The organism is Cellulomonas chitinilytica (genome assembly GCF_016862675.1).
In the GTDB taxonomy this organism is placed as follows: domain Bacteria; phylum Actinomycetota; class Actinomycetes; order Actinomycetales; family Cellulomonadaceae; genus Cellulomonas; species Cellulomonas chitinilytica.
Window position 1 is genome coordinate 261,035 of the sequence record NZ_BONK01000004.1, and the last position, 19,582, is coordinate 280,616.

Sequence of the window (19,582 nt, forward strand, 5' to 3'; positions counted from 1 at the left end):
AGAGCCACCTATGCTGGATCTGCAGCGGATCGCACAGGTGAACGCCTCGGACGGTTCGTCGTCGGTCGGCCCGGGTGTGCCAGCACCTGGGCCGACCTGTTCCCGGGCGGGTGCCCGGGGGTCGGTGGTCACGCGGTCGGGGGTGCGGCCCCCTCCGGCGTGAAGTAGGGAGCGAGGGCCTCGGCGAGCTCCTCCGGCTCGAGCCGCCCGCTCGCGGAGCCCGACGCGCGCGCGTGCAGCTCGCGCCACATCGCGACGCCCTCGAGCGTGCCGTCCGTGATGCTGGCCTCCAGCCCGACGACGAAGTCGAGCTCGGCGTGCAGCAGCGCGGAGTCGTAGTCGGCCTCCAGGACGAAGACGGACGGCAGCCCCTGGGCGCGCGCCTGCTCCCGGGCCGTGTCGACCGTCGTGACGTTGAGCTGCAGGGCGGCGATGCGCATGCGGAGCAGCCGCGCCACGTCGTCGGGCCCCAGCAGCGGCAGGAACGAGAGGGCCGCCTCGAACTGGGGGAACTCCTTGACCGGCGTGCGCAGCAGGTCGCTGAGCCAGTCGACGGCCTCCGTCGCTCCCGCGTCGGTCAGCCGGTAGACGGTCCGGGTGGGCCGGTTGCCCTCGCGCTCGGTGGACGCCGCCTCGATGAGCCCGTGCTTCACGAGCGAGTCGACGACCGAGTAGAGCGACCCGAAGTTGAGCCGGACCGACTCGTCCTTGCGGCGCTCGCGCAGCGTCATCGACATCTCGTAGGGGTGCATGGGCCGCTCCCAGAGCAGCGCGAGCACGGCCAGCGCCAGCGGGTTGTTGCGGGTCCGCGGGGCCATGCCGTCACCTCCTGACGCGTATCGTCCGATCCCGAATGCTCGAACCAGAGTATATCTCGACTGTGTCGCGTCTCAACCCCTGTCGCTCATCGGTCACGACCCGCTGGAGGACGGCACGATGGGCGCGTGGACCGACCGTTCCGGGTGATGACCGTGTGCACCGGCAACATCTGCCGCTCGCCGATGGCCGAGGTCGTGCTGCGCGAGCGGTTCGCCGCCGCGGGGCTCGCGGACGCGGTGGTCGTCGACTCGTCGGGCATCAGCGACGAGGAGCACGGCCGCCCCGTGGACCGGCGGGCCCGCGCGGTGCTCGTCGAGCACGGCTACCCGGCGGGGGACGGCCACCGGGCACGGCAGGTCCGCGCCACCGACCTGCCCGGGCGCGACCTGGTCCTGGCGATGACGAGCGTGCACGCCCGGTCGCTGCGCCGCCTCGCCGGCTCCCCGGAGGTCGCCGACCGGGTCGTCATGTACCGGGCGTTCGACCCCGCCGCACCCGTCGTCCCGCCGGGGCAGCCCGAGCACGTGCTCGACATCGACGACCCCTGGTTCGGCGGCCGCAGCGACTTCGAGGCGTGCCTCGCGCAGGTCGAGGCGGCGGCCGACGGCGTCGTCGCCCACGTCCGGGCGGCGCTCGCGGCCGGCTGACCGCCGCCCGCCTCGGCACCGCCCCGGCGTGTCGGCTACAGCCAGCCGTTCTTGCGGAACGCACGCCACAGCCCGGCGCACATCAGCCCGATCGCGCCCATCACGACCCCGAACCCGTACCCCGTGTGCGCCCCGGGCAGGTGGTCGACGTTCATCCCGTACACCCCGGCGACCGCCGTCGGCACGAGCCCGATCGCGGCCCACGACGAGATCCGCCGCATGTCCTCGTTCTGCCGGACGCTCACGCGGTTCTGCGCGACGGACACCTGCGCGATGTCGGCCTGCATCACGCTGGTGAGCATCGCGTCCTGCCCTTCGATGAGCTCCGCGGCCCGCAGTGCGTGGTCCTCGACGTCCCGGAAGTACGGCCGCATGACGGGCTGCACCCAGGGGATGTCGTCGTTGACGAGCCGGGTGAGCGGCCCGACGAGCGGCACGACGGCCCGGCGGAACAGCATCACCTCGCGCTTGAGCTTGTAGATGCGCTCGGCGTGGTCGCGGCCCGGTTCGTCGCCGAACACCTGGTCCTCGATCTCGTCGATGTCGGTGTCCACGGCGACGGTCACGTCGAGGTAGTCGTCGACGGTGAGGTCGAGCATGCGGTGCAGCACGGCCGCCGGCCCGTGCACGAGCATCGCCGGATCGCCCTCGAGCGAGGTGCGCGTCCGGTGCGGCACCGTGGAGTCGCCGTGCCGGACGACGATGACGAACCGCTCGCCGAGGAACACCGCGATCTCGCCGACCTCGACGACCTCGACGTGGTCCACGTAGTGCACGGGCTTGATGACGACGAACGTGACGTCGCCGTACCGCTCGAGCTTGGGCCGCTGGTGGGCGCGGACGGCGTCCTCGATGGCGAGCTCGGGCAGCGCGAAGCCGGCCGCGAGGGCGTCGAACTCGTCGGCGGTCGGCTCGTGCAGGCCGACCCACACGAACCCGTCGTCCTTCTCGGCCTCCCGCACGGCGACGAACAGGTCGTCGAGCCGGTGCCGGCGCACACCGCCGGTGTAGAGGGCGCAGTCCACGATCACGGCCGCGAGCGTACGTGCGGGACGCCGATGTCCGCGGGGAGATCGGCGGGCACGGCAGGATGAACCGCATGAAGGTCGCCCGCCGCGCTCACGTGCCCCCGTTCGCCGTCATGGAGATCCTGGCCGCCGCGAACGCCCGGCGGGCCGCCGGCGCGCACGTGCTCAACCTGTGCGCCGGTGAGCCGTCGACCGGTGCCTCCGACGTGGTGCGGCAGCGCGCGATCGACCTGCTGACCGCGGGCGACCTCGGGTACACCGAGTCGCTGGGCGCCCCCGGCCTGCGTGCGGCCATCGCGCAGCACTACCGCGACTGGTACGGCGTGGACGTCGAGCCGTCCCGGATCGCGGTGACCACGGGCTCGTCGGGCGGCTTCCTGCTCGCGTTCCTCGCGGCGTTCGACGTGGGCGACCGGGTCGCGCTCGCGGTCCCCGGCTACCCGGCGTACGCGAACATCCTCGCGGCGCTGGGCTGCGAGGTCGTCGAGATCCCGTGCGGGCCGGACACCCGGTACCAGGCGACGGTCGCGCAGCTCGAGGCGCTCGACGCCCCGGTCGAGGGGCTGGTCGTCGCGAGCCCCGCGAACCCGACGGGCACGATGATCGACCCCGCCGAGCTCGCGGCCCTGGCCGAGTGGTGCGGCGACCGCGGCGTCCGGCTGGTGAGCGACGAGATCTACCACGGCATCACGTACGGCGCCGCCGAGGTCCCGACGGCGGCGCGTTACCTGGGCTCGGGTGCGATCGTCGTGAACTCGTTCTCGAAGTACTGGGCGATGACCGGCTGGCGGCTCGGGTGGCTGGTGCTGCCCGACGACCTCGTCGCCCCCGTCGACGCGCTCGCGGGGAACGTCGCGCTGTGCCCGCCGGCGCTCGCGCAGCACGCGGGTGTCGCCGCGTTCAGCGAGGCCGGGTACGCGGCCGCCCGGGCGAACGTGGAGCGGTACGCGGCCGCCCGCGAGCACCTGCTGTCCCGTCTGCCGGAGCTCGGGTGGGACCGGATCGCGCCCGCGGACGGCGCGTTCTACCTGTACGCGGACGTGTCGTCGTCGGGGCTGGACTCCGTGACCTGGTGCGCGCGGCTGCTCGACGAGGCGGACGTGGCGCTCACCCCCGGGACGGACTTCGACCCCGTCGACGGGCACCGGTGGGTGCGGCTGTCGTTCGCGTCGTCCGTGGACGTGGTGCGCGAGGCCGTCGACCGGATCGTCGCCTGGCAGGCGCGCCTGTAGCCGGGCCGCCCGGTCGCCGGGTCGCCGGGTCGCCGGCCGGGGCGGGCGCGGTCAGCCCGAGGGGTGCGCGTCCTGCCACGCGCGCACCTCGGCGACGAGCGCCGTGTCGCCCATCGCCTGCGCCACGATCCCCAGGTCCGCCCAGGCGGCGGCGTTGCCGGGGTCGACCTCGGTCGCGCGGACGAGGTGGTCGCGCCCCGCCTCGAGGTCGCCGTCCTGCGCGGCGAGCGTCCCGGCCGCGAGCAGGAGGTCGACGTTGAGGGGGTCGTCGGCCAGGACCCGCTCGACGAGCACCCGGCCCTCCGCGGGACGGTCGAGGGTGGCGAGCGCGACGGCCCGGGTGCGGACCGTGTCGACGGACCCGGGGACGAGCGCGAGCGCGTCGTGCGACCAGGACAGGGCGTGGCGCGCCGACGCCGGGTCGCCCGCGTCCACCCCGGCGGCGAACGCGGCGGTCGCCAGCACGGGCACGTCGGCGTCCCACGGCCGCAGCGTCCGGGCGAGGTCGAACCGGTCCGACGCCGCGTCGATGTGGCCCTCGGCGGCGAGCGTCACGCCCCGGCCGACCGCCCCCTCGCCCGCGCACGCCACCACCAGCACGAGCGCCCACGCCGCACCACCGGCGGCCACCGCGGGCCCGACCCAGGCACGTTCGCGCTCGGCCGCGACCTGCGACGCGAGCGCGCCGGCGAGGACGCAGAGCAGCGGGGTCGTGGACGCGTGCGTGAACCCGGTCGACAGCGTCACGACGCCCGCGACGAGGCCCGCCGCGGCGCCGGCCAGCAGCCCCCCGCGCGGGCCGTCGAGCTCGCCGCGGGCCGCCCAGCCCGCACGCACCAGCAGGGCGACGAGCGCGAGCGTCAGCACGACGAGCACCGCGCCGCCCGCGACACCGGCCTGCAGCAGGGCGTCGTGCGGGGAGTCCGGCGGGTTCGCGGTGCCGAGCTCCAGCCGCCACCGGTCGGACGCGGCCGGGCCGGCGGCGTCGAAGAACCCGCTCGGCCCGACCCCGGTGACCAGGTGGTCGCCGAGCAGCCGCACGGTGTCCGACCAGAGCAGCGCGCGGCCCTCGACGGTCCCGGAGGCGAGCTCGTCGCCGCCGAGCACCCGGTCGCGCGTGGTGGGCAGGAGCAGGGCGGCGGCTCCGACGGCGACGGCGGCCCCGCCGGCGACGGCCAGGGTGCGTCGTCGCCCCGGCGCCCGCCACCCCGTCAGCACGACGACCCCGCACGCGAGCACCGCACCCGCGAGCGCGGCCCGCGAGCCGCTCGTCACCACGAGCGTCCCGGACGCGACGAGCCCCACGGTCGGCAGCGCGGCCGCACGGTCGACGGGCCGCCGGACGACGACCGCGAGCAGGACGGCCAGCAGCGTCGCACCGAGCGCGCCTTGCTGGCTCGCGTTCCCCAGGAGCGAGCCGGGCCGGGTCACGTCCCCGCCGAGCGGCCGCCTGCCGGTCGCCTCGACGAGCGCGACGAGCGCGCACACCAGGGCCGTCACCGACGCGGAGCCGACGAGCGCCCGGGTGCGCGCGGGCGTCGTCCCGGGGCCGAGCAGCCGGGCCCCCGCCCACAGCGCGCCCGCGTACAAGGGGAGGGCGACGAGGCCCTCGTAGCGGGGCCACCGCCCGACGAGCTGGGCGAGCGGCGCGTCGCCGGCGAGCGCGCACAGCACCAGCCACCCCGCACCCACCACGACGACGACGGCGACGTCCCGCCGGAGCCTCCCCACGGGCCGGGCCAGCGCGGCGAGCGCCACCGCCACGGCGACGACGGCCAGCTTCGGGAGCACGAAGCGGGACAGCCCGAACGGGAGCACGGCGAGCGGCGCGAGCGCCAGGAGGGCGACCGCCCACCGCCCGGCGAGGTCCCGCCCGGCCGGTGCGCTGCCCGGACGCCCTCGGGGTGCGGTCCCGCGCGCACCTCCCGGCCGGGTGACCGGCCGGTGCGGGGGCGTCGAAGGACGCGACACCGATCGAGTGAACCACACGGCCGGTGGCGGGCGGCCGGGTGACACGGCGCCCACGCGGCGGCACGGCGCCGCGCCGGAAAGGTCCGGTATGCGACCATCGCGGCTGCGCGATCGCCGAGCGCGCCCCCAAGCCCGAGGAGCCTCCATGTCCGAGCCCGCCCGCGCGCTGGCCCGCCGGGGCGCGACGCTCGCGCTCGTGGCGCTGGCCCTCGTCGGCTGCAGCCCCGACGACCCGTCGCCCGCCCCGACGACGTCGAGCCCGAGCCCGAGCGACGTCGACACGGACCCGGTCACGGCGGCCGTGCAGATCCATGACGAGGACCTGACGCTCGAGGTCGGGCCGGTCGCCGTCTCGGACGGCGTGGGCGTGCTGAGGATCGCGGGTCCGTCGGACGCGTCGCTGCAGACGCTGCTCTGGGACGTCTCGGTGTCGATGCGCCCCGGCGCGACCGGGGTCCGGCTCGTCGACCTCGACCAGGGCACGGTCACGATGCCCGCGCTGACGCAGTCCGGCGACGCCGTCGTGTCGTGGGCGATGTCTCCGGGCGGTCCCCGCACGGACGCCGCGCTCGCTGCCGCCGGTGACGACACCGAGGTGCTGTACGTCGCGTTCGCGGCACCCACCACGCCGACCGTCGACGTGCTCCTGCCCGGGGGCGGGGGCCTCGTCGAGCAGGTGCCCGTGACGGACGCGCACGACGCCGGTGACCTCACGGTCCCCCCGTCCGAGATCCGTGAGGACCCGGTCGCCACGACGCCCGTCGCACGCCTCGACACCTACACGGAGCAGGCCGACGGCCAGGTCCGCACCCGGGCCTCGGCGACCGCGGTCACGGTCGCCGTCGGTTCCGACGTGCTCTTCGACGTCGACTCCGCCGACCTCGGTCCGCAGGCCGACGCCGCCCTCGCGGCCGCGGCGCAGCAGGTCGGCGCGTACGACGGAGGGACGCTCGCCGTCGTCGGCCACACCGACGACGTCGCGGACGACGAGTACAACCAGGCGCTCTCGGAGCGCCGCGCGCAGGCCGTCGCAGACCGGCTCCGGTCGCTCACGGACCTGGGCGGGTTCGAGGTCTCCGTGCAGGGTCGCGGCGAGACGGAGCCGGCCACGGAAGGGACGTCCGTCGAGGCCCGGGCGCTGAACCGGCGCGTCGAGCTCGTGCTCACGGCGCAGCAGGGCGACGCGGCGACGGCACCGGCTCCCGCGGGCGCCCTGCCGGAGACGACGGGTCCCACCGCGGCGGCCGACGCTGCCGTCACGATCGACTCCGGCAACGGCGTGCCGGTCGACGTCCGCGTCCGTGAGGTCCGCCGGGTCGGCCGATACCTCGTCGGGAGCCTCGAGGTCAGCAACACCGCGGGGCCGGACCCGGCCAGCGGCGCGGTGTTCTCCACCGGCGCGTGGGACGCCCGCGGATCGTTCGACGCGTGGCTGCAGTACGCCGCCACGAACGTCACGCTGCTGCGGGGCGACGTGCGGACCTACCCCGTCGACTACGTCGCGACCGACGTCCGTCGCGACCCCCTCGCGGACCGTCAGATCGACGGGCCGAAGGTCGGTCGCAGCACGCGCGTGACGGTCGTGTGGCCGGACCCGGGCACGGACACCGTCGTCGTCGACTCCCCGACGCAGACCCACGAGATCTCCGGGTCGATCGCGGTCGACCTGGACACCGCCCCCTTCCGCATCACGGACGTGCCGGTGACGGGCTCCGCGGGGGCGGCGCGCGGCTGACGGCGACGTAGGTTGGGACCGTGCCGCTCCCGCCCCTCGTGGACCCCGGTCCGCCGCTCACCCTCGACCAGCTCGCCCGTGCGAACCGGCACCTGCTGCTCCCCGGGCTCGGTGCCGACGGGCAGCGGCGCCTGCGGGCGGCCCGCGTGTGCGTCGTCGGGGCGGGCGGGCTCGGGGCGCCCGTGCTGCAGTACCTGGCGGCGGCGGGCGTCGGGACGCTCGGTGTCGTGGACGACGACGTGGTCGACGTCTCCAACCTGCAGCGTCAGGTCATCCACGGCACGAGCGACGTCGGCCGGCCCAAGGTCGACAGCGCGCGCGACGCGATCGCCGCGCTCGACCCGTCGATCGAGGTCGAGGTCCACGCCACGCGGCTGACCGCCGAGAACGTCGACGACATCCTCGGCCGGTACGACCTCGTCGTCGACGGCACCGACAACTTCCCGACCCGGTACCTCGTCAACGACGCGTGCGTGCGGCTCGGGATCCCCGAGGTGTGGGGCTCGGTGCTGCGGTTCGACGCCCAGACGACCGTGTTCTGGGGCCGCCCGCCCGCGGGCGTCGCCGCGGTCGAGCTGCGCGACCTGTTCCCGACGCCCCCGCCCGCCGACCAGGTGCCGTCCTGCGCGGAGGCCGGTGTGCTCGGCGCGCTGTGCGGGCAGGTCGGATCGGTGATGGCGGTCGAGGCCGTCAAGCTGGTGACCGGGCTCGGGGAGCCGTTGCTCGGGCGGGTGCTCGTGCTCGACGCGCTGCGCGGCCGGTGGCAGGAGGTCCCGCTCCGTCCGGCACGCTCGCGACCGCCGGCTTCGGCGCCGGTCGCGGCAGCCCGCGTCGACGTCCCGCGTGCGCCCGGGGTCCCGCAGGTGACGGTCGACGAGCTCGCGGCCCTGCTCGCCGACGGGGACGTCTACCTCATCGACGTCCGCGAACCGGCCGAGGCCGCGGCCGCCTCCATCCCGGGCGCGCGCCTCGTCCCGCTCGCGACGGTGCTCGACGGGTCGGCGCTCGCGGACCTGCCCCGCGACCGGGAGATCCTCGTGCACTGCCAGGTCGGGGGCCGGTCGCTCATGGCGGCGCAGGTGCTGCGCGACGCCGGGTTCGACGCGACGAACGTCGTGGGCGGCATCGCGGCGTGGCTCGACGCCCGCTGACACCGACGTGACCACAGCCCCTGCCCGGACGCGCTGACCCGGTCCATGCCCTGAGGTCCCAGGACCTGCCCCGCGGGGTGGTGCCAGGATCGTCCTGCCCGCCAGGACGCGCGGGTGGACCGGACGAGAGGACACCCGTGCGACCGCTCGACGAGCACCGCGCCGCCGCCCTGGCGCTGGCGCACCCGCTGACCCCGGTCGAGGTCGGGCTCGACGACGCGTGGGGCACGGTGCTCGCCGACGACGTCCGCACCGACGGCCCGCTGCCTCGCTGGGACAACTCCGCGATGGACGGGTACGCCGTGCGGTCGGCCGACGTGGCGACCGCGTCGGCCGACGCCCCGGTGGTGCTGCGCGTGGTGGCGGACCTGCCCGCCGGGTCGTCGAGCGCCCCGCTGCTGGCGGCCGGAACCGCGGCCCGGATCATGACGGGCGCCCCCGTCCCGCCGGGCGCCGACGCGATCGTCCCGGTGGAGGTGACCGACGCGGGGACGACGACCGTCGAGATCCGCGCCGCCGCTCCCGTCGGGGCGCACGTGCGGCGGGCAGGCGAGGACGCCGTGGCCGGCGACCTCGTCGTCGCGGCCGGGACCCTGCTGGGTGCGGCGCACGTCTCGGCGCTCGCGTCGGTCTCCGCCGCGACGGTGCGCGTGCACCGCCGGCCGCGGGTCGCGGTCGTGTCGACCGGCGACGAGCTCGTCACCCCTGGGTCGCCGCTCGAGCGGGGGCAGATCCCCGACTCCAACTCCTGGCTGCTCGCCGCCGCCGTCCGCGACGCCGGCGGCACCCCCGTGCGGATCGGTCCCGTCGGCGACGACCCTGCAGCGCTGCGCGCGCTGCTCGGCGACCTCGACGGGACCGTCGACGCGATCGTCACGTCGGGCGGCGTCAGCGTCGGTGCGTACGACGTGGTGAAGGCCGCGCTCCGTGACGACCCCGGTGTCGAGTTCGTGCCCGTGGCCGTGCAGCCCGGCAAGCCGCAGGGCCTCGGGCGGCTGCCCGGCGGCACGCCCGTGTTCGCGCTCCCCGGGAACCCGGTGAGCTCGTTCGCGTCGTTCGAGATGTTCGTCCGGCCCGCCCTGCTGCGGATGCGCGGGCTGGCCGACGTGGAGCGACCGACCGTGGTCGCGCCGGCGGGCGAGCAGTGGCGGACGCCGCCCGGCCGCGCGCAGCTCATGCCCGTGCGGTGGGTACGCGCGACGGGCGACGCCGCCGACCCCGCCGCCCGCCTCGACGCCGACGCCGCGGCCGGTCCGGCCGCCCGCCCGGCCGCCGGAGCCGTCGTCGTCCGGGCCACCGCCGGTGGCTCGGGCTCGCACCTCGTCACACGCCTCGCCCTCGCCGAGGGGCTCGCCGTGATCCCCGCCGACGTCGACGAGGTGCTCGTCGGCGACCTCCTGACCGTTCTGAAGGTGACCCCATGACGCAGCCGTTCACCCACCTCGACGCCGCCGGGCACGCCCGCATGGTCGACGTCACCGCCAAGCAGCCCACGGTCCGCTCGGCGCGCGCGTCGGGTCGGGTCGAGTGCGGGCCGGACGTCGTCGCTGCCCTGCGCGACGGCACCGTGCCGAAGGGCGACGTCCTCGCGGTCGCCCGCGTCGCCGGCATCGCCGCCGCCAAGCGCACGCCCGAGCTCCTCCCGCTCGCGCACGTCATCGGCGTGCACGGCGTCGTCGTCGACCTGGAGGTCTCGGACGACGGCGTCGACATCTCCGCCACCGTTCGGACCGCCGACCGGACCGGTGTCGAGATGGAGGCCCTCACCGCCGTCGCCGTCACGGCGCTCGCGGTCGTCGACATGCTCAAGGGCCTCGACAAGTCGGTGCGCATCGCGGGTGTGCAGATCGAGGAGAAGACCGGCGGGAAGTCGGGCGACTGGCGGCGCGGCTGATGCCGACCGACCCTCCCGCCCCGAGCCCTCCGGCGGCCGGCGGCTCGAGGCCAGATGCGCTCAGGCCAGATGCGCTCAGGCCCGACGCGCTCGGGCCAGACGCACTCGCGCCTGGCGCGCACCGGCCCGACGCGCTCCCGCCGTTCGACGCGATCGTCCTCGCGGGCGGCCGCGGCCGCCGGCTGGGCGACGTCGTCGAAGGCACCGTCAAGCCGGAGGTGCTGGTCGGCGGGGTCGCGCTGGTGGACCACGTGCTCGCGGCCGTCGCCGGCGCGCGCCGGGTCGTGCTCGTCGCGCCGCCGCAGGTCGCACGCCCGGGCGTGCTCACCGTCCTCGAGGACCCGCCCGACGGCGGCCCGGTGGCGGGGGTCGCCGCGGGCCTCACCGCCTTGCGGTCGCTTCCCGACGAGGCCCCGCCTGCGCCCGACGCCGGTCCGATGCCTCCTGATGATGCCTCGCCCGGTGAGTCGCCTGGAGCGTCCCGCGCCCCCGACCTCGTCGTCGTCCTCGCGTGCGACGTCCCCCATGCAGCCCGCGCCGTGCCGTCGCTCCTGGCCGCCGCGAACGCCCCGGACGTGGACGGCGCTCGCCTGGTCGCCTCCGACGGCCGACCGCAGCACCTCGTCGCCGCGTATCGCCACGACGCGCTCGCCGCGGCCCTCGCCGCGCTCCCGTCGGTGCGCGACGTGGCCGTCCGCCGGCTCGTCGAACCGCTGCGCCTCGCCGACGTCCCGGACACCACGGACGCCGCCGCGGACGCCGACACCTGGGACGACGTCGCCCGCCTGGACGCCGCCCTGACCCGTGGCACCATCGAATCCGCGAACCCACCTGACGGACGGAGCACCCCATGAGTGAGGACCCCCGCCGCGCCCCCGGCGCCGACCTGCCCGCGTGGGTGGCGCACATCGCCGCCGAGCTCGGCGTGGACCCGTCGCTCGTCGACGTGGACCGGATCCTGGGCGTCGCCGGCGACGTCGCCCACTCCGTGGCGCGCCCGGCCGTCCCGGTGACGATGCTGATCGCGGGCCTCGCGTTGGCAGGCGGCCGCACGGACGTGCTCGACGTCGTCGAGCGCGAGGCACAGGCGTGGGTGGCGGGATGACGGTCACCGTCCGGTACTTCGCGGCCGCGGCCGAGGCCGCCGGCGTGGACACCGAGCAGGTCGACGCGGGGACCGCCGCCGAGGTCCGGGCCCGGCTCGTCGCCCGGCACGGGGCCACCCTGGACCAGGTCCTCGACCGCTGCGCCCTCCTCGCCGACGGCACCCGCGTGGAGCCCGCCGACCTGGTCCCGGCAGGCACGACCCTCGACGTCCTCCCGCCGTTCGCGGGCGGCTGACACCTCGACGGACTGTCTGACGGACCCGACGCAGCCGGTCTGCTGACCTACGACGAGTCGAGCGTCAGACCCCCGGCACGGCGTGGATATCCTCAGCCCGCCACACCCGCCGCCCGAGGGAGTCTCGTGATCGTCGTCGTCGACCGCTCGTCCGTCGCGATGGGCGACGACGCCGTCAGCCACCGGACCGAGACCGACGTCGATCCTGCGACCACGGTCGGGGCGTTCGTCGCCCGGCTGCTGCAGCCGCGGCCGCCGCTCCCGAGCGTCGCGGGCGAGGTCGCGTGGCTGGTGCAGGTCAAGGTCAGCACGGACGACGAGCCGTGGCACGAACGCCGCACGGACGTCGCGCTGATCACCGTGCCGTACCCGACGGGCGCGTCGTCGATCGTGCCGCTGTCCCGGTACACGCTCGGCAGGACGCTCGGCGACGTCGCGCAGGAGAGCACGGACGGCTCGGTGACGATCTTCTTCGCCTACCGGACCGAAGGTGCGCGGATGTCGTACGCCGGCTTCGAGCAGGCGTACGGCGGGGTCTGACCCGGGATCGGCACGGCGGCCGGAGCGGCCGGGTCGTGCTCAGCCGCCGATGCGCTCAGCCGCCGATGGCGCTCATCGGCCGGGCTGGCTGCAGGAACGACGGGTCGTCGATGTCGTGCCCGGCCTTCTTCCCGGCGAGACACCGCCGGTAGGCGTCCGCGATCGCCGCGTCCATGTCCGCGGAGGCCTCTCCGGCACGCAGGAGCGAGCGCACGTCGGTCTCCCCCTGGGAGAACAGGCACGCGCGGAGCTGCCCGTCGGCGGTGAGCCGCAGCCGGTCGCAGGACCCGCAGAACGGTGCGGTGACCGACGCGATGACCCCGACGGTGGCGGGCCCACCGTCGACGGTCCAGAGCTCGGCGGGTGCGGCGCCGCGGCCGGGGACCTCGGTGAGGGTGAACTCGGCGGTGAGCCGGGCGAGGATCTCGGCCTGCGTGACCATCTCGGTGCGGTCCCAGGTGTGGCCGCCGTCGAGGGGCATCTGCTCGATGAACCGCATCTGGTACCCGCGGTCGACGGCGAACCGGGTGAGGGCGACGACCTCGTCGTCGTTGACGCCGCGCATGGCGACCGCGTTGAGCTTCACGGGGCGCAGCCCGGCGGCGTCGGCGGCGGCGATCCCGGCGAGGGTCTCGACGAGCCGGTCCCGCCGGGTGAGCGAGATGAACCGCGCCCGGTCGAGGGTGTCGAGGCTGATGTTCACGCGGGAGAGCCCGGCGTCGGCGAGCGGTGAGGCGAGGGCCGGCAGCCGGAGCGCGTTCGTCGTGAGCGACACCTCCGGGCTCCCGCTCGGCCCGGTGAGGGCGGTGAGGCGCCGCACGACGTCGACGACGTCGACCCGCAGCAGCGGTTCGCCGCCGGTGAGGCGGATCTCGGTGATGCCGTGCTCGACCCCGACGCGCGCGACCTGCACGATCTCCTCGGTCGTGAGCATCGTCGAGCGGGCGAGCCACGGGACGCCGTCGGCGGGCATGCAGTACGTGCAGCGCAGCGAGCAGCGGTCGGTGAGGGAGATCCGCAGGTCGCGGTGCACCCGGCCGAACCGGTCGGTCAGGGTCATGTCATCCCCACCCATACGTGGCTCCCGTCCGCGAGGACCTCACGCTTCCACACCGGCAGCTCGGCCTTCACCCTCTCGACGAGTGTCCGGCAGACGTCGAACGCGTGCGCCCGGTGCGCCGTGGCGACGGCCGCGACGATCGCGGCCTCCCCGACCGTCAGGTGCCCGGTCCGGTGGCTGACCGCGAGCCCCAGCACATCGGGGTCGTCGGCGACCTCCGTCGCGATCCGCGTCAGCACCAGGCCGGCGTCCGGGTGGGCGCTGTAGTCGAGCGCGACCACGGCGCCGGTCACCGACGGGTCGTGGTCACGCACGAGCCCGACGAACGTCGCGACGGCACCCGCGCGCGGCCCGCTCACATGTTCCACGTGAAACAGCAGGTCAAGCGGCGTCTTCTCGAGCCGGGCGAGCACCGTCACGCGTGGTCACCCCCGCCCAGCTGGTCCAGCAGATGGCCGACGAGCGGAAGCAGCACGTCGAGCCCCTCGACGACGCCCCCGGGCGACCCGGGCAGGTTGACGACGACCGCGCCGGACGCGGTCACGCCGGCGACGCCCCGGGACAGCACGGCCGTCGGCACGGTCCGGGCGCCCTCGCGCCGCAGCAGCTCGGCGATCCCCGGCAGCTCGCGGTCGAGCAGTGGACGGGTGCCTTCGGGGGTGCGGTCCCGCGGCCCGACTCCCGTGCCGCCGGAGGTGATCACGAGGCGCGCCCCGTCGGCCAGGGCGGCGGCGAGGGCGGCCGAGACGGGCTCGGCGCCGTCGGCCACGACCACCGGCTCGCCGACCGTGAACCCGGCGTCCCGCAGCCGGTCGCGCGCCGCCGGGCCGGACCGGTCCTCGCGCAGCCCGGCGGCAGACCTGTCGGAGGCGACGACGACCGTCGCGCGGGGTGCGGACACCGGGCCAGGGTAACCAGCGCCGCACGCCCGGCATCCGTCGGACCACCGTGGAAATGGTGGCCGCGGGACCGGCGGGTCGCGGCCGGGTGCGCCGATCCCACGCCGGCACCACGATCTCGGCGTTTCCGCACACCGAGGCGGACGCGCGTCCGACGCAGGTACGCTGGGCCCACAACTCAACATGCTGCTCGAACCGCGGCGGGAGAGCTCCCGCACAGCACGTACAGCGGGACGCCGAAGGAGCAACCCTCCCCGGGAATCTCTCAGGCCCCTGTACCGCCGTGGCGAGGCAACTCTGGAAAGTGGTCACCCGGCGACGAGGTGACCCACCGACGGTGCAAGTCGGCGCGCCCCGGGCTCGGTGAGCCACGGCGGACCGGCAAAACTCTCAGGTACGTGCGTACGCGCGGATGACAGAGCGGGGAGCCCACCCGTCCGTCCCGGCGTCCCCGCCGGGCGAGCCCCCGGAGCAGCTGTGACCGATCTGCACGCAGTCCCGACGACGATCCCGGTGATCCCGCCGATCGAGGTCACGCCTGACGTCGTCCCCTTCACCGCGGTCGAGCACACGCCCGCAGCGGTCGACTTCGCCGACCGGCACATCGGGCCGCGTGGCGAGGAGACGGCCCGGATGCTCACGGCCGTCGGCTACGACAGCCTGGACGCGCTGGTCGACGCGGCGGTCCCGGCGTCGATCCGCTCCGAGCGGCCCCTCGACCTGCCGGCCGCGAGGTCCGAGGAGGAGGTCCTCGCCGACCTGCGCGCGATCGCGGGCCGCAACCGCGTCATGACGCAGATGATCGGCCAGGGCTACTCGGACACGATCACGCCCGCGGTGATCCGCCGGAACGTGCTGGAGTCGCCCGCCTGGTACACCGCGTACACGCCGTACCAGCCGGAGATCTCGCAGGGCCGGCTGGAGGCGCTGCTGAACTTCCAGACGATGGTCACGGACCTCACGGGCCTGGACATCGCGAACGCGAGCCTGCTGGACGAGGCCACCGCGGTCGCCGAGGCCGTCGCGCTGATGTGGCGCGCGCAGAAGAACAAGGACGGCACGGTCGTCCTGGACTCCGAGCTGTTCGGGCAGTCGCTCGCGGTGACGGTCGGCCGCGCGGAGGCCATCGGGCTGCCGGTCGTGGTCGCCGACCTCACCGACGGCCTTCCGGAGGTCGACGGACCCCTGCTCGGCGTCGTGGTCCAGCAGGTCGGGGCGTCGGGCGTGGTCCGCGACCTCGCACCCGCGATCGCCCAGGCCAAGGAGCGCGGCGCGCTCGTGACGGTCGCCGCCGACCTGCTCGCCCTGACGCTGCTCACGAGCCCGGGCGAGCTCGGCGCGGACGTCTCGGTCGGCTCGGCGCAGCGGTTCGGCGTCCCGCTCTTCGCGGGCGGGCCGCACGCGGCGTTCATGGCGGTCCGCAACGGGCTCGAGCGGATGCTGCCGGGTCGCCTGGTCGGCGTCTCGGTGGACGTGGACGGCGCCCGCGCGTACCGGCTCGCGCTCCAGACGCGCGAGCAGCACATCCGTCGCGAGAAGGCGACGAGCAACATCTGCACCGCGCAGGCCCTGCTCGCGGTCGTCGCGTCGATGTACGCCGTCTACCACGGGCCCGCCGGCCTGCGGGCGATCGCCGAGCGCGTGCACAACCGCGCGGAGGCGATCGCGACCGTGCTGCGCGCGACGGGCGTCACCGTCACGCACGACCGGTTCTTCGACACGGTCCAGGCGCACGTGCCCGGGCAGGCGCGCGCGGTCGTCGAGGCCGCCGCCCGCGGGGACATCAACCTGTGGGCACCGGACGACGACCACGTGCAGGTCGCCTGCGACGAGCGGACCTCCGACCAGCACGTAATGGCGGTCGCGCTCGCGTTCGCCGACGCCGGCGCGACGCGGGTCGGGCCCGACGAGGTCGGCGTCGAGGCGGTCGAGGCCACGACGCTCCGGGCCGCCTCCGGCACCCCCACGACGGCCCTGCCCGCCGACGTGCGCCGCACCAGCACGTACCTCACGCACCCGGTGTTCCACCTGCACCGCTCGGAGACGGCGATGCTGCGCTACCTGCGCCGCCTGTCCGACAAGGACCTGGCGCTCGACCGCACGATGATCCCGCTGGGCTCCTGCACCATGAAGCTCAACGCGACGGTCGAGATGGAGCCCATCTCGTGGCCGGGCTTCGCGAGCATCCACCCGTACGCCCCCGCCGACCAGACGACGGGCTACGCGGAGCTCGTCGCCGAGCTGCAGGAGTGGCTCGCCGAGATCACGGGGTACGCGGCGGTGTCCGTGCAGCCCAACGGCGGTTCGCAGGGCGAGTTCGCGGGCCTGCTGGCCATCCACGCGTACCACGCGGCGCGCCACCAGGACGGTGACCCGGCCCGCGACATCTGCCTGATCCCGGCGTCCGCGCACGGCACGAACGCGGCGAGCGCGGCGCTCGCGGGCATGCGCGTGGTGGTCGTCGCGACGGCCGGCGACGGCTCGGTGGACCTCGACGACCTGCGTGCGAAGCTCGACCAGCACGGCCCGCAGGTGGCCGCGATCATGATCACGTACCCCTCGACGCACGGCGTCTACGAGGAGGGCGTCCGCACGGTGTGCGACCTCGTCCATGAGGCGGGTGGTCAGGTGTACATCGACGGCGCGAACCTCAACGCGCTCGTCGGTCTGGCCCGACCCGGCGAGATCGGCGGCGACGTCAGCCACCTCAACCTGCACAAGACCTTCTGCATCCCGCACGGCGGCGGCGGCCCGGGCGTCGGCCCGGTGGCTGTCGCGGCGCACCTCGCCGAGTACCTGCCGGGAGACCCCACGCCGGGATCGCTCCCCGGCGACCCGACGCCCGGCGCCACCCGGAACGCGGTCGCCCCGGTGTCCGCAGCCCCGTACGGCTCGGCCGGCATCCTGCCCATCTCCTGGGCGTACGTCGCCCTCATGGGCGCCGAGGGCCTGCGCACCGCGACGGAGACCGCGGTCCTCGCGGCGAACTACCTCGCCGCCCGCCTGGGTGACCACTACCCGGTCCTGTACACGGGCCCGAACGGCCTGGTCGCGCACGAGTGCATCCTCGACCTCCGGGACATCACCAAGCGGACCGGCGTCACCGCCGAGGACGTCGCGAAGCGGCTCATGGACTACGGCTTCCACGCCCCGACGCTGTCGTTCCCTGTCGCGGGCACGCTCATGGTCGAGCCGACCGAGAGCGAGGACCTCGCCGAGCTCGACCGGTTCGTCGACGCCCTGCTCGCGATCCGCGCCGAGATCGACGCGGTCGAGGCCGGCACGTGGACGGTCGAGGACTCGCCGCTGCGCCACGCCCCGCACACGGCGGCGAGCGTGACGTCGGACGCGTGGGACCACCCGTACGGCCGCGAGCTCGCCGCGTTCCCCGTGCCGGGGCTGCGTGCCGGCAAGTACTGGCCGCCGGTGCGCCGGATCGACGGTGCCCGCGGCGACCGGAACCTCATCTGCTCGTGCCCGCCGGTCGAGGCCTACGCCGAGTGACCGCCACCCCATCGACGAACGGATCCACCGTGACCGACGACGTCCGCTCCCCGCTGCACGACGAGCACGTGGCCCTGGGCGCCGCGCTGACGAGCTTCGCGGGCTGGCAGATGCCGCTGCGCTACACGTCCGACATCGCCGAGCACACGGCGGTCCGCACGGCCGCCGGGCTGTTCGACCTGTCCCACATGGGCGAGCTCGAGGTCACCGGCCCGCAGGCCGCGGCCGCGCTCGACGGCGCGCTCGTCGGCAACCTGTCGGCGCTGGCGCCCGGCCGGGCCCGCTACACGATGATCGTCGCGGAGGACGGCGGCGTGATCGACGACCTGGTCGTCTACCGCCTGGCCGACGAGCGGTTCGTCGTGGTCGCGAACGCGTCCAACGTCGCGGTCGTCCGCGACGCGCTCGTGGACCGGATCGCGCGGTTCGACGCCACCCTCGACGACGCGTCGCTGCGCACCGCGCTCGTCGCCGTCCAGGGCCCGCGCGCGGAGGCGATCGTCACGTCCCTGACCGACGAGGCGGACCAGCGCGAGGCCGTCTCCGCGCTCAAGTACTACACGGCGACCGACGCGACGGTGGCAGGCGTCGAAGCGCTCGTCGCCCGCACCGGTTACACCGGGGAGGACGGCTTCGAGCTGTTCGTCGACGCCGACCAGGCACCCGCCCTGTGGCGCGCGCTCCTCGCCGCCGGCGAGCCGCACGGCCTCGTCCCGGCCGGCCTCTCGGCCCGCGACAGCCTCCGCCTGGAGGCGGGCATGCCGCTGTACGGCAACGAGCTCGACCGCACGACGACCCCGCACGACGCCGGGCTCGACCGCGTGGTCAAGCTCGACAAGGTGGACGACGAGGGCCGCCCGCTCCCGTTCGTCGGCCGTGCCGCGCTCGAGGCCCGCGCGGACGCCGAGCCGACACGCACGCTCGTCGGCCTGGAGGGCCTGGGCCGCCGGGCCGCCCGGCACGGCTACCCGGTGCTCGCCTCGGCCGACCCCGGCGCGGCCGTCGTCGGCACGGTCACGTCCGGCGCCCCGTCGCCGACGCTCGGCCACCCCGTCGCGATGGCGTACGTCGACCCGGCGTCCGCGGAGCCGGGCACCGAGCTCGCCGTCGACGTGCGCGGCCGGGCCGAGCCCGTGCGCGTCGTGGCACTTCCCTTCTACCGTCGTCCTCGTTGACGTCGACGTCACCGCCGGCACCCGACCACTGGAGCACCCGATGACCCTGCCCACGCACCTGCACTACACCGTCGAGCACGAGTGGCTCGAGGACGGTTCGCCCGCCACGGTCGGGATCACGTCGACCGCCGCCGACGCGCTCGGCGACATCGTCTACCTCGAGCTGCCGGCGGTCGGCGAGGAGCTGACCGCAGGCTCCGTCGTCGGTGAGATCGAGTCGACGAAGTCGGTCTCGGAGCTGTTCTCCCCCGTCACGGGGACCGTCGTCGAGGTCAACCAGGCCGCCGTCGACGACCCCTCGGTGGTGAACTCGGACCCGTTCGGGGCGGGGTGGCTGCTCAAGGTCGACGTGACCGGCACGGGCCCGCTCCTCACCGCCGACGAGTACGCGGCCCAGTCCCAGGCGTGACCTGCGTCACGATCTATATCGGATGTTCCGGACCATGTGTGTCCGCCGGACGAGTGAACGTCACACGCCTGTAGCACACGGGATGTATCTCTCTGCCGATGCCTCGTTCATTGTGGGTGGCAGCGGGATCGGGTTTCCCCACGAAGTTCGTGTTGACGAGATGACCAAACCGGCGTC

The 19,582-nt window shown here is 75.2% G+C and carries 19 protein-coding genes and 1 riboswitch; of the genes, 13 read left to right on the forward strand and 6 right to left on the reverse strand.

Translation table 11 applies throughout. From position 1 onward, the window contains the following. Positions 1-128: 128 nt before the first annotated feature. Complete coding sequence (locus tag Cch01nite_RS07730) at positions 129-818, reverse strand: PadR family transcriptional regulator (RefSeq protein ID WP_203750743.1); 690 nt, start codon at positions 816-818, stop codon at positions 129-131. 147 nt (positions 819-965) lie between these two features. Between Cch01nite_RS07730 and Cch01nite_RS07735 the strand changes: the two genes are divergently transcribed. Then, entirely contained in the window at positions 966-1,466 is a 501-nt protein-coding gene (locus tag Cch01nite_RS07735; protein WP_203751169.1) for a low molecular weight protein-tyrosine-phosphatase, read from the forward strand. A gap of 35 nt (positions 1,467-1,501) precedes the next feature. Here Cch01nite_RS07735 and Cch01nite_RS07740 read toward each other — a convergent pair whose 3' ends face one another. Next, a complete protein-coding gene (locus Cch01nite_RS07740; protein WP_203750745.1) occupies positions 1,502-2,497 on the reverse strand; it encodes a magnesium and cobalt transport protein CorA in 996 nt (331 codons plus the stop codon). 68 nt (positions 2,498-2,565) lie between these two features. On the opposite strand from Cch01nite_RS07740, the gene Cch01nite_RS07745 reads away from it, so the two are divergent. Beyond that, positions 2,566-3,726: an aminotransferase class I/II-fold pyridoxal phosphate-dependent enzyme gene (locus Cch01nite_RS07745; protein WP_203750747.1), complete on the forward strand. Its 1,161-nt coding sequence runs from the start codon at positions 2,566-2,568 to the stop codon at positions 3,724-3,726. Positions 3,727-3,777: 51 nt separating this feature from the next. Here the strand turns inward: Cch01nite_RS07745 and Cch01nite_RS07750 are convergent, their stop codons facing one another. After that, positions 3,778-5,697 carry an O-antigen ligase family protein gene (locus Cch01nite_RS07750; protein WP_203750749.1) on the reverse strand — a complete coding sequence of 640 codons (1,920 nt, stop codon included), beginning with the start codon at positions 5,695-5,697 and terminating at the stop codon, positions 3,778-3,780. 145 nt (positions 5,698-5,842) lie between these two features. Here Cch01nite_RS07750 and Cch01nite_RS07755 point away from each other — a divergent pair, with 145 nt between their 5' ends. The 8 genes from Cch01nite_RS07755 (at position 5,843) to Cch01nite_RS07790 (ending at position 12,358) form a co-directional block, all read left to right on the forward strand. Then, positions 5,843-7,432, forward strand: a complete 1,590-nt coding sequence (locus Cch01nite_RS07755) for an OmpA family protein (RefSeq protein ID WP_203750751.1) — start codon at positions 5,843-5,845, stop codon at positions 7,430-7,432. 20 nt (positions 7,433-7,452) lie between these two features. Continuing rightward, positions 7,453-8,583, forward strand: coding sequence for a molybdopterin-synthase adenylyltransferase MoeB (moeB, locus tag Cch01nite_RS07760; protein WP_203750753.1), 1,131 nt, complete (start codon positions 7,453-7,455; stop codon positions 8,581-8,583). 137 nt (positions 8,584-8,720) lie between these two features. Next, positions 8,721-10,007, forward strand: coding sequence for a molybdopterin molybdotransferase MoeA (locus Cch01nite_RS07765; protein WP_203750756.1), 1,287 nt, complete (start codon positions 8,721-8,723; stop codon positions 10,005-10,007). Continuing rightward, a complete protein-coding gene (gene moaC / locus Cch01nite_RS07770; RefSeq protein ID WP_203750758.1) occupies positions 10,004-10,477 on the forward strand; it encodes a cyclic pyranopterin monophosphate synthase MoaC in 474 nt (157 codons plus the stop codon). The genes Cch01nite_RS07765 and moaC overlap by 4 nt, the downstream gene beginning before the upstream one ends. Then, entirely contained in the window at positions 10,477-11,331 is an 855-nt protein-coding gene (gene mobA / locus Cch01nite_RS07775) for a molybdenum cofactor guanylyltransferase (RefSeq protein WP_203750760.1), read from the forward strand. Before moaC ends, mobA begins: the two co-directional genes overlap by 1 nt. Then, positions 11,328-11,582, forward strand: a complete 255-nt coding sequence (locus tag Cch01nite_RS07780; RefSeq protein ID WP_203750762.1) for a DUF6457 domain-containing protein — start codon at positions 11,328-11,330, stop codon at positions 11,580-11,582. Before mobA ends, Cch01nite_RS07780 begins: the two co-directional genes overlap by 4 nt. Then, positions 11,579-11,818 (forward strand): MoaD/ThiS family protein, encoded by a 240-nt coding sequence (locus Cch01nite_RS07785; protein WP_203750764.1) that lies wholly within the window; start codon positions 11,579-11,581, stop codon positions 11,816-11,818. The genes Cch01nite_RS07780 and Cch01nite_RS07785 overlap by 4 nt, the downstream gene beginning before the upstream one ends. Before the next feature lie 126 nt (positions 11,819-11,944). Next, positions 11,945-12,358 carry a hypothetical protein gene (locus tag Cch01nite_RS07790; RefSeq protein WP_203750766.1) on the forward strand — a complete coding sequence of 138 codons (414 nt, stop codon included), beginning with the start codon at positions 11,945-11,947 and terminating at the stop codon, positions 12,356-12,358. 55 nt (positions 12,359-12,413) lie between these two features. Here Cch01nite_RS07790 and moaA read toward each other — a convergent pair whose 3' ends face one another. Genes moaA through Cch01nite_RS07805 form a run of 3 tightly spaced genes read right to left on the reverse strand, consistent with a single transcriptional unit; the run spans position 12,414 to position 14,319 of the window. Continuing rightward, on the reverse strand, positions 12,414-13,418 hold the full coding sequence (moaA, locus tag Cch01nite_RS07795; protein ID WP_203750768.1) for a GTP 3',8-cyclase MoaA: 1,005 nt from the start codon (positions 13,416-13,418) through the stop codon (positions 12,414-12,416). Next, entirely contained in the window at positions 13,415-13,837 is a 423-nt protein-coding gene (locus tag Cch01nite_RS07800; protein ID WP_203750771.1) for a molybdenum cofactor biosynthesis protein MoaE, read from the reverse strand. The genes moaA and Cch01nite_RS07800 overlap by 4 nt, the downstream gene beginning before the upstream one ends. Next, the gene (locus Cch01nite_RS07805; RefSeq protein WP_239070036.1) at positions 13,834-14,319 is read right to left on the reverse strand and encodes a MogA/MoaB family molybdenum cofactor biosynthesis protein; all 486 of its coding nucleotides are present in this window, start codon (positions 14,317-14,319) and stop codon (positions 13,834-13,836) included. The genes Cch01nite_RS07800 and Cch01nite_RS07805 overlap by 4 nt, the downstream gene beginning before the upstream one ends. 189 nt (positions 14,320-14,508) lie before the next feature. Then, positions 14,509-14,608: riboswitch (glycine riboswitch) on the forward strand. Positions 14,609-14,794: 186 nt separating this feature from the next. Here Cch01nite_RS07805 and gcvP point away from each other — a divergent pair. Genes gcvP through gcvH form a run of 3 tightly spaced genes read left to right on the forward strand, consistent with a single transcriptional unit; the run spans position 14,795 to position 19,405 of the window. Continuing rightward, complete coding sequence (gcvP, locus tag Cch01nite_RS07810) at positions 14,795-17,821, forward strand: aminomethyl-transferring glycine dehydrogenase (RefSeq protein WP_373309869.1); 3,027 nt, start codon at positions 14,795-14,797, stop codon at positions 17,819-17,821. Positions 17,822-17,850: 29 nt separating this feature from the next. Further along, a complete protein-coding gene (gcvT, locus tag Cch01nite_RS07815) occupies positions 17,851-18,996 on the forward strand; it encodes a glycine cleavage system aminomethyltransferase GcvT (RefSeq protein WP_203750775.1) in 1,146 nt (381 codons plus the stop codon). A 40-nt stretch (positions 18,997-19,036) separates the two neighbouring features. Then, positions 19,037-19,405: a glycine cleavage system protein GcvH gene (gene gcvH, locus Cch01nite_RS07820; RefSeq protein ID WP_203750777.1), complete on the forward strand. Its 369-nt coding sequence runs from the start codon at positions 19,037-19,039 to the stop codon at positions 19,403-19,405. The last annotated feature ends 177 nt before the right edge of the window (positions 19,406-19,582 follow it).